The 13143-nt window shown below is 66.1% G+C and carries 11 protein-coding genes; 4 read left to right on the top strand and 7 right to left on the bottom strand.

Annotated features, from left to right (window positions below; translation table 11 throughout):
- Positions 1-229: 229 nt before the first annotated feature.
- The gene (locus QPK29_RS28090; RefSeq protein ID WP_371771573.1) at positions 230-3427 is read left to right on the top strand and encodes a DUF4214 domain-containing protein; all 3198 of its coding nucleotides are present in this window, start codon (positions 230-232) and stop codon (positions 3425-3427) included.
- A 12-nt stretch (positions 3428-3439) separates the two neighbouring features.
- Entirely contained in the window at positions 3440-3901 is a 462-nt protein-coding gene (locus QPK29_RS28095; protein WP_400189875.1) for a hypothetical protein, read from the top strand.
- A gap of 139 nt (positions 3902-4040) precedes the next feature.
- On the opposite strand, the gene cobA is transcribed toward QPK29_RS28095, so the two are convergent.
- The 6 genes from cobA to QPK29_RS28125 form a co-directional block, all read right to left on the bottom strand.
- The gene (gene cobA / locus QPK29_RS28100) at positions 4041-4772 is read right to left on the bottom strand and encodes a uroporphyrinogen-III C-methyltransferase (protein WP_371771572.1); all 732 of its coding nucleotides are present in this window, start codon (positions 4770-4772) and stop codon (positions 4041-4043) included.
- Between the two features lie 95 nt (positions 4773-4867).
- On the bottom strand, positions 4868-6214 hold the full coding sequence (locus tag QPK29_RS28105) for a sulfate adenylyltransferase subunit 1 (protein WP_371771571.1): 1347 nt from the start codon (positions 6212-6214) through the stop codon (positions 4868-4870).
- Positions 6214-7152: a sulfate adenylyltransferase subunit CysD gene (gene cysD / locus QPK29_RS28110; RefSeq protein ID WP_105381050.1), complete on the bottom strand. Its 939-nt coding sequence runs from the start codon at positions 7150-7152 to the stop codon at positions 6214-6216. Before cysD ends, QPK29_RS28105 begins: the two co-directional genes overlap by 1 nt.
- Before the next feature lie 36 nt (positions 7153-7188).
- On the bottom strand, positions 7189-7908 hold the full coding sequence (locus tag QPK29_RS28115) for a phosphoadenylyl-sulfate reductase (RefSeq protein ID WP_160408392.1): 720 nt from the start codon (positions 7906-7908) through the stop codon (positions 7189-7191).
- A 19-nt stretch (positions 7909-7927) separates the two neighbouring features.
- On the bottom strand, positions 7928-8506 hold the full coding sequence (locus QPK29_RS28120; RefSeq protein WP_056127153.1) for a DUF934 domain-containing protein: 579 nt from the start codon (positions 8504-8506) through the stop codon (positions 7928-7930).
- Positions 8499-10187 carry a nitrite/sulfite reductase gene (locus QPK29_RS28125; protein WP_160408394.1) on the bottom strand — a complete coding sequence of 563 codons (1689 nt, stop codon included), beginning with the start codon at positions 10185-10187 and terminating at the stop codon, positions 8499-8501. Before QPK29_RS28125 ends, QPK29_RS28120 begins: the two co-directional genes overlap by 8 nt.
- Before the next feature lie 161 nt (positions 10188-10348).
- On the opposite strand from QPK29_RS28125, the gene QPK29_RS28130 reads away from it, so the two are divergent.
- Both QPK29_RS28130 and QPK29_RS28135 read left to right on the top strand, forming a co-directional pair.
- Complete coding sequence (locus tag QPK29_RS28130) at positions 10349-11290, top strand: CysB family HTH-type transcriptional regulator (RefSeq protein ID WP_056127158.1); 942 nt, start codon at positions 10349-10351, stop codon at positions 11288-11290.
- Between the two features lie 4 nt (positions 11291-11294).
- On the top strand, positions 11295-11951 hold the full coding sequence (locus tag QPK29_RS28135) for a class I SAM-dependent methyltransferase (RefSeq protein ID WP_371771570.1): 657 nt from the start codon (positions 11295-11297) through the stop codon (positions 11949-11951).
- 33 nt (positions 11952-11984) lie between these two features.
- On the opposite strand, the gene QPK29_RS28140 is transcribed toward QPK29_RS28135, so the two are convergent.
- A complete protein-coding gene (locus QPK29_RS28140) occupies positions 11985-13007 on the bottom strand; it encodes a porin (RefSeq protein WP_160408398.1) in 1023 nt (340 codons plus the stop codon).
- Positions 13008-13143: the final 136 nt, after the last annotated feature.

Consider the following 13143-nt stretch of genomic DNA (forward strand, 5'->3'; position numbering starts at 1 on the left):
TAACTGCTTGCGGGCATGGCCGATTCGGCAAGCTGGCAGGTTCGATTTCTCTGTTGTCGTCGTTGCATCCATCCCTGCCAATTCGGTTGCAGCGGTAGAAACGTTCCGTTGGTTTACGGGCGTCTTTACTCTCGAAAGGAAATTTCTTCATTGAATTTAAGTTTTCCATAGGGAATTATATGCGGATGGGGTAGCCACGCTCCTGCCACCCGCCATCGATACCCACGCCATGACCACTCCCACGACCTCCCACTACGTCCGTCCGGGCCAGGCCACCTCGGCCTGGAGCTATGCCGGCGCCACGCTGCCAGCCGGCGCCTCGACTTCTGCCGTCACCGCCGTCGCCTTCGACGCGGCCGGCAGCCTGGGCCAGGCATTCGCCCGCGGCGACATGCAGTACAGCCAGGACAACGGCCGGACTTGGCTCGCCTACACGATGCCGCTCGACGGCCAGGGCGCGTACGTCGCGACGGCCGGTACGCTGTGGCGGTTCCAGGACCGCCAGGCCGGCGACGGGACGACGCCGGACACGTTCGGCATCCACTACAAGCTGGCGGACGGCAGCGTCGTCACGGCCGAGGACACCGTGTTCCCGGACAGCCAGCCCGTGGGCATCGTCGGCGGCGACGGCATCGTGTTCACGACCGCGCACGCGGGCGACGTCGTCGACGTCGTGGCCGGGATCGACACGGGCGACCTGACGGGCGGCCGCTGGGTGATCGAGAGCCAGTCGCAACCGGGCCTGTTCGGCATCAGTTACAACCCCGCCGTCGACACGGCTGCCCGGCTGGTGGTCGCCGACGCGAGCCAGCTGCCGGCCGGCGGCCTGTCGGCCGCGGTGACCGTGCACTACTACGACCGCTACCAGGTCGACGGCAACGGCAACCCGCTCCCGAACACGGGCGTCACGCAGGTCCTCACCTATGCGGTGGAAGACGGCGCGACGGACGGCCTGCCCGGCTTCGCCAACGAATCGAAAGCCGGCGCCGCGCTGGACGCATGGACGTCCGCCCCGGCGCTGGCCACCCTGTCGGGCGGCGGCGTCGCCGCCGTCTGGCAGGGCCAGGGCGCGGGCCTGTGGGCGCAGCTGCGCGACGCGGCCGGCAATCCGCTGGGCGCCGCGTTCGCGCTCACGCCGAATGGCGATGCCAGCGTCGAAGGCCAGCCGGCCGTCACCGCGCTGGTCGGCGGCCGCTTCGTCGTCGCGTACACGCTGAACGACGGCGGCGCGAACAAGATCGCATACCGCGTCGTGGACGCCGGCGGCAGCGCGGGCGCCGAGCACGTGCTCGACGCCGGAATGTCCGGCGACGCCGCCATGCCGGCCGTGGCGACGCTCGCCGACGGCTCGTTCGCCGTCGGCTGGCGCAGCGGCGCGGCCGTGCACGTGCAGCAGGCCGCCGCGGACGGCACCCCCGCCGGCGCGCAGCAGGTGTACGACGCCCTCGGTTCGGCCTACAGCCCCGCGCTGGCCGCGCTCGCGGATGGCGGGTACGTCGTGTCGTGGGGCGAGATCAACGACGGCAACGTCTACGCCGCGTTGAGCCGCGCACCGGGATCCGTGTTCGTCGCGAGCGGCGACGGCTACGCGGCCAGCACGACGACGGCCGCGCCGCTGCCGCACGTGGCGGCGCTCGCGGGCGGCGGCTTCGTCGTCGCGTGGGACAGCTATGTCAACGACCCGTGGGGCTTCGCGAACAGCGACATCTTCTTCCAGCGCTTCGACACCGCCGGCCATGCCGTGGGCGCCGTCGCGCAGGCCAACGTGGCATCGGGCGGCGGGCATGATGATGCCGCCGTCACGGCGCTGTCCGACGGTTCCTTCCTCGTCGCGTGGCAGGGCGCGGACGGCGACGGCAACGGTATTTTCGGCCGCCGGTTCGACGGGGACGGCAACGCCATCGACAGCCAGGAATTCGGCATCAGCCAGCTGCGCAGCGGCGACCAGGCCTGCCCGGACGTGACGGCGCTGGCCGGCGGCGGCTTCGCCGGCGCGTGGATCGATACGAGTGCGTCCGGCACGGCCAGTGTCGAGATGCGCGTGCTGGTGGGCGTCGTCCCGGCCGCGGCGCCCGCGGGCATGCCTACGGCCAGCGTCCAGGACGTGCCGGCACCCGCACCTGCACCCGCGCCCGTGGCGAGTCCCCCGGCCACCGGCACGTCGGCCGCGCTGTCGAAAGTGGCGAGCATCGCCATGACCAACAGCATGCACGTGCTGGCGGCCGTGGCGGGCGAGAGCAAGGTGACGGGGACGTCCGGCGTCGACACGCTCGTGTACACGACTGCGCGCGCCGGGGCGACCGTCGCCGCGGCCGACGGCGCCGTGTCCGTGACGGATGCCGTCGGCAACCACGCGACGCTGGCGGGCGTCGAGCGCATCCAGTTCAGCGACGGCGTGGTGGCGCTGGACGTGAACGGCAACGCGGGCGCGGCGTACCGCCTGTACCAGGCCGCGTTTGCGCGCACGCCGGACAAGACCGGCCTCGGCTTCTGGATCGATGCGCTGGACAAGGGCACGCCGCTGGCGCAGGCCGCCTCCGGCTTCATCGGCAGCGCCGAGTTCGCCAAGCTGTACGGCAGCAACGTGAGCGACGCGCAATTCGTGGATGCCCTGTACCAGAACGTGCTGCACCGCGCACCGGACGCCGCCGGCTACGCGTTCTGGACGGATGCCCTGCATTCGACGTCGCGCGCCGACGTCCTCACCGGCTTCAGCGAGAGCGCCGAGAACAAGGCCCAGGTCGCCAACAGCATCCGGAACGGCATCGATTTCGTGGCGCCGGCCGGCGGCACCCTGTCGGGCTCGGGCGCGCTGAAGATGGCCAACGTCGCGTTCAGCGGCAATGCCCACGTGCTGCAGGCCGTGGCGGGCGACAGCAAGATGACGGGGACCGCCGGCGTCGACACGCTCGCGTACACGACCGCGCGCGCCGGGGCGACCATCGTCGCGGACAACGGTGTCGTGTCCGTGAAGGATGCCGTCGGCAACCACGCGACGCTGACGGGCGTCGAGCGCCTCCAGTTCAGCGACGGCATGGTGGCGCTGGACGTGAACGGCAATGCGGGCGAAGCGTACCGCCTGTACCAGGCCGCGTTTGCGCGCACGCCGGACAAGACCGGCCTCGGCTTCTGGATCGATGCGCTGGACAAGGGCGCGTCGCTGGCGCAGGCCGCCGCCGGCTTCATCGGCAGCGCCGAGTTCGGCAAGCTGTACGGCACCAACGTGAGCGACGCGCAATTCGTTGAGGCCCTGTACCAGAACGTGCTGCACCGCGCGCCGGACGCCGCCGGCTACGCGTTCTGGACGGATGCGCTGCATTCGACGTCGCGCGCCGATGTCCTCGTCGGGTTCAGCGAGAGCACGGAAAACCAGGTGCAGGTCATCGGCAGCATCCAGAACGGCATCGACTACCTGCACTGGGGTTGAGTCGCACGAAGTTTGTTGCGCATCATGGCCGCCGGCGAAGGGAAGGCCGAGACTGCTGCGATGTCCAGCAAGCTCGCCACCCTGTTCGCCCGCCTGCGCGCGGTCCTGCCTCAGTTGCCGCCGATGCCGCGCGCGTGGGTGGAGCTGCGCTGCGCCCGCCGCCTCGACCGCCTCGCGGGCCGCCTGCAGCGCATGCACGCGCGCATCGCCCGCATGCAGGACCATCTGACGGCCGCCGGAGCACCAGGCGGTCCCGCGTCCGATGCGGATGGCGCGTTGCGGCGCATGCTGGCCGGCCTGCGCGCGGAACTGGCGCGCATGCGCTGCGATCTCGCGCTGTGGCATGTGCGCGAATGCGGGGGAGAGTGCGGGACGCGGCTGGCGGCGGCGCTGGCGCGCGTGAACCGCATCGCGGTGGATACGCATGCGGCCGCGCAGCGGCTCGAGGCCGAGTTGGAAGCGCGGGCGGAATAAGCCACCAAAGCGTCGTTCCCGCGAAGGCGGGAACCCATGCTGAATCGCAGAATTCGTCAGCTCGGAAGCATTTCAGCGCGGCACGTAGACTGACTTCGGAAGCTCAGCATGGATTCCCGCGTGCGCGGGAATGACGTGCTTATGCTGACGGGTCTAGTGACTGGTGCGGCCGGTGCCCCATCGCCTCGCCGATCATGACGAGCACCGGCCCATGCGCCACGTCGAGCCCATGCGCCAGGTCGGCCAGCGTCAGGCGGCGCACGCGCTGGTCCGCGCGGCTGCAGTTTTCCACGACGACGACGGGCAGGTCCGGCCGGCGGCCTTCGGCCAGCAGGCGTTCCGCCGTGGCCGCGGCTTCGCGGCCGCCCATGTACTGGACAAGGGTGTCGGTTTCGGGCAGGGCAGGGTGGTCGGGTTCGCCCGGCGCGGTGCTGGACGTGAAGAAGGCGACGCTGCGCGCCACGCCGCGCTTGGTCAGCGGCTGCAGCGTCGCGGCGGCGGCGGCGACGGCCGTCGTGATGCCGGGGACGACTTCGACTTCGATGCCCGCTTCCTCGAGGGCACGGAGTTCCTCGTCGGCGCGCCCGAACAGCATCGGATCGCCGCCTTTCAGGCGCACGACGCGCTGGTAGCGCTGTGCGGCATCGACGAGTTTTTCATTGATGACGGTTTGCGCCGTCGAGCGCTGGCCGGAGCGCTTGCCGACCGGGATCAACTCGGCCTGCGCGCACAGCGCCAGCATCTCCGGGGTGACGAGGGCGTCGTACAGCACGACCTCCGCCTCCCCGAGCAGGCGCGCTCCGCGAACGGTGATGAGATCTGCAGCGCCGGGACCGGCTCCAACCAGATAAACTTTTCCCAGCCCAGCCATACGATCCCTTGGTACTAAAGGTGTTATTAAGACTTTTACATCGCATCAGGGCCTCGAGAAACCGACGCGCAGTAGGTTTATCGAGGCCCCACTGCTTAAATACGGATCATACCTGCTGCGACCGTCTGATGGGTAACTTCATCGATCAGGATGAAGGCACCCGTTGCTCGGATCGCATCGTAGGCGTCGGCGGCCAGCGGCTGCTGCACGGTCAGTTCGATCTGCGCGATGTCGTTCAGCTTCAGGCCTTCGGCCGGGTTGTCGACGGCGCGACGCGTCTGCGTGTTGACGTCCAGGACGGAATCGATCGCCTTCACCTTGGCCATCGTCTGGCGCGTGCCGTGCTTGATCCAGTACTTGCGGCGCACGTCCAGGGGCTCGTCCGACATCCAGCACACATCCGCTTTCACCTGCTTCAGCAGGGTGGCCGGTTGCTCGGCCGGGGCCAGCACGTCGCCGCGCGAGATGTCCACGTGCTCGTTCAGGGTGATGGTGACCGACTGGCCGGCGACCGCCTGCTGCAGCGGGCCGTCGAACGTCACGATTTCCTTCACGGTGGCGCTGTGGCCGGACGGTTGCACGACGAGCTTGTCGCCCACGGCGACCTTGCCCGACTCGATGCGCCCCATGTAGCCGCGGAAGTCGTTGGCTTCGTGGCCGTTGTGGCGCGCGACCAGCTGCACCGGGAAGCGGAACGGGGCGGCGTGGGTCTCGTCGTAGACCGACAGGCCTTCCAGCAGTTCGATCAGCGTCGGGCCTTCGTACCAGGTCATGTTGTCGCCGCGCTCGACGACGTTGTCGCCGGCCAGCGCCGACAGCGGGATCGCCGTGATGTCCTTCAGGCCCAGCGTGTCCGCGAACTTCGTGTATTCGGCGACGATGCGGTCGTACACGGTGCGGTCGTAGTTCACGAGGTCCATCTTGTTGACGGCGACGATCACGTGCTCGATCTGCAGCAGCTTGGCGATGGTCGAATGGCGCTTCGTCTGCACCAGCAGTTCCACCGAACCGTCGTCACCAAGCTTCACTTTCGACACGTCAACGAGGATGATGACGGCGTCCGCGGTCGACGCGCCCGTCACCATGTTGCGGGTGTACTGCTCGTGGCCCGGCGTGTCGGCGATGATGAACTTGCGCTTCGGCGTCGCGAAATAGCGGTACGCGACGTCGATCGTGATGCCTTGCTCGCGCTCGGCTTCCAGGCCGTCGGTCAGCAGCGACAGGTCGATCGTGTCGCCCACGGTGCGCTTGTGCTTGGAGCGCGACACGGCGGCCAGCTGGTCGGCGAAGATACCCTTGCTGTCGAACAGCAGGCGGCCGATCAGCGTGCTCTTGCCGTCGTCGACGGAGCCGGCGGTGATGAAGCGCAGCAGACCGGCCTGGCCGCTCTGGTCGGCATCGTGATTCAGTTGTTCGCGGAGAGAGGTAATGAGGGCGTTCATCAGAAATATCCTTGTTTCTTGCGCTTTTCCATCGAGGCTTCCGACGTCTGGTCGTCCATGCGGGTCGCGCCGCGCTCGGTGATCTGGGTGATCGCCGTCTCGGCGATGATGGCGTCGACGGTAGCCGCATCCGATGCGACCGGGCACGTGCACGAGATGTCGCCCACGGTGCGGAAACGGACGACGCGGGTCTCGACTTCCTCGCCGTCGCGGGCCGGGGTCAGCGGCGTCAACGGCACCAGCAGGCCGTTACGCGGGATCACCTGGCGCTCGTGCGCGAAATAGATCGGCGGCAGGGCCAGCTTTTCGCGGGCGATGTATTGCCAGACGTCGAGCTCGGTCCAGTTCGAGATCGGGAACACGCGCATGTTCTCGCCCGGGTGGACGCGGGTGTTATACAGGTCCCACAGTTCCGGACGCTGGGCCTTCGGGTCCCACTGGCCGAATTCGTCGCGGAACGAGAAGATGCGCTCTTTCGCGCGCGCTTTTTCTTCGTCGCGGCGGGCGCCGCCGATGCAGGCGTCGAAGCCGTATTCGGCGATCGTTTCCAGCAGCGTGACGGCTTGCGCGGCATTGCGCGAATCCGTCTGGGGGTTGCGCAGGCGGACGGTGCCCTTCTTGATCGAGTCCTCGACGGAACCGACGATCAGGCGCTCGCCCAGTTCGGCCACGCGTGCATCGCGGAAGGCGATCACTTCGTCGAAGTTGTGGCCCGTGTCGATGTGGACGAGTGGGAACGGGAATTTACCCGGACGGAACGCCTTCTCGGCCAGGCGCAGCAGCACGACGGAGTCCTTGCCGCCCGAGAACAGCAGCGCGGGGTTCGAGCATTCCGCCGCGACTTCGCGCAGGATGTGGATGGCTTCGGATTCGAGCGCGTCCAGGTGGCGCGCATTCACGTCGCTGAGCGCGAGCGGGGTGTCACTAAAAGTCGTCATTTTGCTGAGCCTGTCGATGTCTTCAATGGCCATGAATTAGGCCGGGGCTACGGATTTGATTCGAATGAGCTTGCCGTCCACGAGGTGCAGGCCGCATTCCTTGGAGTCGGCGTTTTCCCACCACCAGCGGCCGGCGCGCACGTCCTCGCCCGGCTGGATCGCGCGGGTGCAGGGTTCGCAGCCGATCGACGGGTAGCCGCGGTCGTGCAGGTCGTTGTACGGCACGTTATTGGCGCGGATGTATTCCCACACGTCCTCTTCGCTCCAGTCGGCCAGCGGATTGAACTTGGCCAGGCCGTGCGCCGTATCGTCTTCCTGCACGGGCAGATCCAGGCGCGTCGTCGATTGCGAACGGCGCTGGCCGGTGATCCACGCCTTGTTGCCGGCGAGGGCGCGGCCCAGCGGTTCGACCTTGCGTACGTAGCAGCAGCCCTTGCGCAGCTCGACGCTGTCGTAGAACGCGTTCAGGCCGTTTTTGCTCACGTACTCGTCGACCAGTTCCTGCTTCGGACGCATCACGACGATGTCGTAGCCGTAATGGGCCTTGACCTTGTCGATCATGGCCAGGGTTTCCTTGTGCAGGCGGCCGGTCTCCAGCGAGAAGATGGTGATCGGCAGGCCGGCCTTCAAGATCAGGTCGGTGAGGACCATGTCCTCGGCCGCCAGGCTGGAAGCGAACACGGCGGGCGAAAAATCGCGCGCAATGCGCTCCAGGATGCCGCGGGTTTCATTCACCCGCGCGTTCAGGTCGCTCATGGGTTTCCTTGTTTGCTCGTCAGATGCCGGCGCCGACGTCGCTGTGCTCGGGCAGTGCGCCGCGCTCGTGGCGGCGGAACAGCGGCAGCGGCGTGTCGACCGCCGCCTGATAGGTTGCCGAGAATACCGTCAGGCCTTTCAGTGCGTCATGGATGTTGCGGTCCTGGCGCGTTGCGTAGGCGTTGAAGCCGCAGCGGTACATCTGGAACAGCTGGTCGCGCAGCACGTCGCCGATCGCGCGCAGCTCGCCCTGGTAGCCCAGGCGCTTGCGCAGATTGTAGGCGATCGAATAGCCGCGGCCATCGGTGAATTTCGGGAAGTCGACGGCGACGACGGCGAACTTGTCGAGGTCGTCCTTGACCGCGTTCGCCAGCTCGTCCGACGCGAACCAGATGCCCAGTTCACGACGCTCCGCGCGGCCCAGCAGCTGCTCGCGCTGCGCCAGCCAGACTTTCAACGGGACGATGATCTTGCCGGCCGGGACTTCAACCGTTTCCGGGGTGCCGTCTTCGACGAGTTTCAGGACGCTCCAGTCGTCATCCACCACCTCGCGGTGCTTGATGATCTGCTTGTGCGAGTGCAATTCGAAATTAGGCATATTCGTCTTCCCCAACCAATGCGCCGGCCGGGATCGGCGTGGCATACACATGTTCCTTGAACGGCGCGACACCGAGGCGCTGCGCCACGTCGACGAAGCGTTCGCCGTCGACGCGGTTCTTCACGTAGACCTCGAGCAGGCGGCCGATGACTTCCGGCATCTGCGGTGCGGAGAACGACGGGCCGATGATCTTGCCGATGGCCGACTCGTTGCCCTGGGCGCCGCCGATCGACACCTGGTACCACTCGGAACCGTCCTTGTCCACGCCCAGCACGCCGATATGGCCCACGTGGTGGTGGCCGCAGGCGTTGATGCAGCCCGAGATGTTCAGTTCGATGTCGCCGATGTCGTGCTGGAAATCCAGGTTGTCGAAACGCTCGGCGATGGCGGCCGCGATCGGGATCGACTTCGCGTTCGCCAGCGAGCAGTAGTCGCCGCCCGGGCACGAGATCATGTCGGTCAGCAGGCCGATGTTCGGCGTCGCGAGGCCGCGCGCCTTCGCCTGCTGCCAGATCTCGAACAGTTTCGACTGCTCGACGTCGGCCAGCACGAGGTTCTGCTCGTGCGTCACGCGCAGTTCGCCGAAGCTGTACTTGTCGGCCAGGTCGGCCACGAAATCCATCTGCTCGGCGGTCGCGTCGCCCGGCGGCACGCCGGTTTTCTTCAGCGACAGCACGACGGACGCATAGCCCGGCACCTTGTGCGGCTTGACGTTGCGCTGCAGCCAGTTGGCGAACGCCTTGTTGTCGGCATGCTCCGCACGGGGATCGATGCTGGGCAGGGTCAGGTAGGGCTTCGGATTGAACCATTGCGCCACGCGTTCGACTTCCTCGCGGGTCAGCGTTTCCGGACCATCCTTCAGGTCGGCGAATTCCGCCTCGACCATGCGCGTGAATTCCTCGGCGCCCACGGCTTTCACCAGGATCTTGATGCGGGCCTTGTACTTGTTGTCGCGGCGGCCGAACTGGTTGTACACGCGCATGATCGCTTCCGTGTACGTCAGCAGGTGCTGCCAGGGCACGAACTCGTTGATCACGCTGCCGATGATCGGCGTACGGCCCAGGCCGCCGCCAGCCATGAACTTGAAGCCGACTTCACCCGCCTCGTTGCGTACGGCGGTGAGGCCGATGTCGTGGACGGCGATCGCGGCGCGGTCTTCCACGGCGCCATTGATCGCGATCTTGAACTTGCGGGGCAGGGCGATGAATTCCGGGTGGAACGTGCTCCACTGGCGGATGAGTTCGGCGTACGGGCGCGGATCGACGATCTCGTCGGCGGCGACACCGGCGAATTCGTCCGTCGTCGTATTACGGATGCAATTGCCCGACGTCTGGATCGCGTGCATTTCGACCGAGGCCAGGTCGGTCAGGATGTCCGGGGTCTGTTCCAGCTCGATCCAGTTGAACTGGATGTTCTGGCGCGTCGTGAAGTGGCCATAGCCGCGGTCGTACTTGCGGGCGATGTGGGCGAACATGCGCATCTGCGCCGTCGACAGCAGGCCGTACGGCACGGCGATGCGCAGCATGTAGGCATGACGCTGCATGTACAGGCCGTTCTGCAAGCGCAGCGGCAGGAATTCTTCTTCGGTCAGCTCGTCGGCGAGACGGCGCCGTACCTGGTCGCGGTACTGGGCGATGCGTTCACGTACGATGAGATGGTCGTATTGGTCGTAACGGTACATGGGCAAGATTCCTAAGGGGGCGGGCCAATCCTGACCCAAACTATCCCGAATATTAATAAAATCCAGCTATATTCCAAACGACGGAGAATTTATTTGCTTATATGAGCCTGCGGTATAAGCATCCTTGTAAAATGCGGCATCAGATTGACAAGATAAGGGCAATGAACCTACACCAACTACGTTTCGTGCGCGAAGCGGTCCGCCAGAACTACAACCTGACCGACGCCGCCAAGGCGTTGTTCACGTCCCAACCCGGGGTGTCGAAAGCCATCATCGAGCTGGAAGAGGAGCTCGGGGTCGACATCTTCACCCGCCACGGCAAGCGCATCCGCGGCCTGACGGAACCGGGCCGCCTCGTCCTGCAATCTGTCGAGCTGATCATGCAGGAGATCGACAGCCTCAAGCGCATCGGCAAGGAATACGCCGCCCAGGACAGCGGCAGCTTCACCATCGCCACCACGCACACGCAGGCGCGCTACATGCTGCCGAAGGTCGTGCAGGCGTTCATGCAGCGTTTCCCGAAAGTCAGGTTGTCTTTATTGCAAGGTAATCCGCGCCAGATCGCCGACATGGTCAAGAACGACCAGGCCGACCTCGCCATCGCGACGGAATCGATCGCGGCGGTCGACGGCCTGATCACATTGCCGTGTTATCAATGGGAACACGTCCTCGTCGTGCCGCACGAGCACCCGCTGACGAAATCGAAGGCGATCTCGCTGGAAGAGATCGCAGGCTACCCGCTGATCACGTATGACGCCGCGTTCGCGGGCCGCAGCAAGATCGACCATGCGTTCGAGTTGCGCAACCTCAAGCCGGACGTCCTGCTGGAAGCGATCGACGCCGACGTCATCAAGACGTACGTGGAGCTGGGCATGGGCATCGGCATCATCGCCGGCATGGCCTTCGACCAGGAACGCGACCGCAACCTGCGCGCTATTCCCGTCGGGCATTTGTTCGGCATGAACGTGTCGCGCGTGGCCGTCAAGCAGGGCGCCTATCTGCGCAGCTATATTTATACGTTCATCGAGCTGCTGGCCCCCACGCTCAACCGCAAGATGGTCGAGTCCGCCATGCGCGGCACCAGTGACAATTACGAGCTTTAATACCATGAATCGACAGAATGACCCCGTCGCGCGTTACTACGCGAGCAGCACGCAGGCGGCCGACGCCGCGCTGTCGCGGGCGGAACGCGCCAACGACTTATCGCAGGTACGCGACCGCATCGCGCAACTGGTGCGCGGGCAGACCGTGCTGGAACTGGCTTGCGGCACCGGCTACTGGACGGAAGTGATCGCCGCCAACGCCGACAAGGTGCTGGCGACCGATATCCTCGACGAGATGATCGCCCGCGCCGCAACCCGCCGTTTTCCGGAGGGTAAGGTCGCGTTCCGCAAGGTGGACGGGCTCGACCTGCCCGAGGACCTGGGCACGTTCTCCTGCGTGTTCATCGGCTTCTGGTGGTCGCACCTGAAGCGCGACGAGCAGGACGCGCTGCTGGCCCAGTTGCGCGTCCGGCTCGGCCGCGACGTTGCTCTGATCCTGCTGGACGACGCCTACGTCGAGGGCAGCAGCACGACCATCGCGCGCACCGATGCGCAAGGCAATACCTATGAAATCGTCGCGGCGCCGGATGGCGAGCGGTTCGAGTTGCCGAAGAATTATCCGGCCGACAGCGCGCTGCGCAAGCGGCTGGGCGGCGAGGTGAGGGAGATCCGGATCGAGCGCTTGACCTATTACTGGATGCTCACCTGCCGCCTGAAATAAGAAAGGTGGGCACTTTGTGCCCACGCACAGCGCTTAGAACGCGTGGCGCATGCCGACGGTGAACACCGACGGATCGCCGCCCAGCGACGTCGCGGCCGGGGTCAGGTTGTTCGAACCCGAGTTCAGGCCGAAGGTGGCCAGGCCGTTGTTGTTCATGTTGGCGTACGACGCGTACAGGTTCGTGCGCTTCGACAGCGAGTAGCTGTAGGCCAGTGCCCAGGCATTGCCCTTGGCGCCGTTTTCCAGCTTGTTCTGCTGCAGGTTCACGTAGACCTTGCTCGGGCCGAACGGGTAGCCGGCGCCCAGGTTGTACTGCTTGAACTTGTTGTTCGCGCCGTCCGGATCGGCCGACAGGTAGTTGGCCTTGATCTCCAGGCCGCCGACGTCGGCGAACGTGTAGGCGGCGCCCGCACCGTATTCCTTGTCGTTGCCCGACGAGACGCGCTTCAGCGTGTGGTAGGCGGCGCCCAGGTACAGGCCGCCCATCTTGTATTCGGCGCCGATGCCTTTCAGGTCGCCCGACGGACCCGTGGTCTTTTCGCCGGCGGAATACGTGGCCAGCAGGTCGAAGCCGTTGAACGAGGCGCTCTTGTAGTTGACCGAGTTGGCCAGGCGGCGGGTCACCTTGCCCGAACCGAAGGCCGACAGGTTGGTGCCGTAGAAGCCCTGGCCGAATTCGTCGGAGGCGCCGGCCACGACGGCGATCGGCGAGTACTCTCGGCCCAGCGTCAGGGTACCGAAGGCGCCTTCCAGGCCGACGACGGCGCGGCGCTGGAACAGGCCGGAGGAATCCTGCGCGCCGGTGTCGACGGCGACGCCCGCTTCCAGGTTGAAGATGGCCTTCAGGCCGTTGCCCAGGTCTTCCGAACCGCGGAAGCCGAAGCGGCTGCCCGACTGGTTGCCCGACTGGACGTTGGTGTGGCGGCCATCCGGATTGCCGGCGTCGCCGGACTCGATGGCGGCGTCGACGACACCGTACAGGGTCACGTTGGTCTGGGCGGCGGCGAACAGGGGGGTGAGGGCGACCACGGCTGCGGCCAGGCGTTTGACTTGCATTCAGGATTCTCCAATAAGATGTCGGACGACTCAAACAATGTGGTCTATTGCTTGATTGGCAGGCATCTTATCGAAGCGATATGTCGATTTGATGACACAGCGAAATGTTGTGAAATTGCCACATTCGCGTTGTCAT

The sequence above is a fragment of the Massilia orientalis genome (assembly GCF_030411975.2).
Classification (GTDB): Bacteria; Pseudomonadota; Gammaproteobacteria; order Burkholderiales; family Burkholderiaceae_D; genus Telluria; species Telluria orientalis.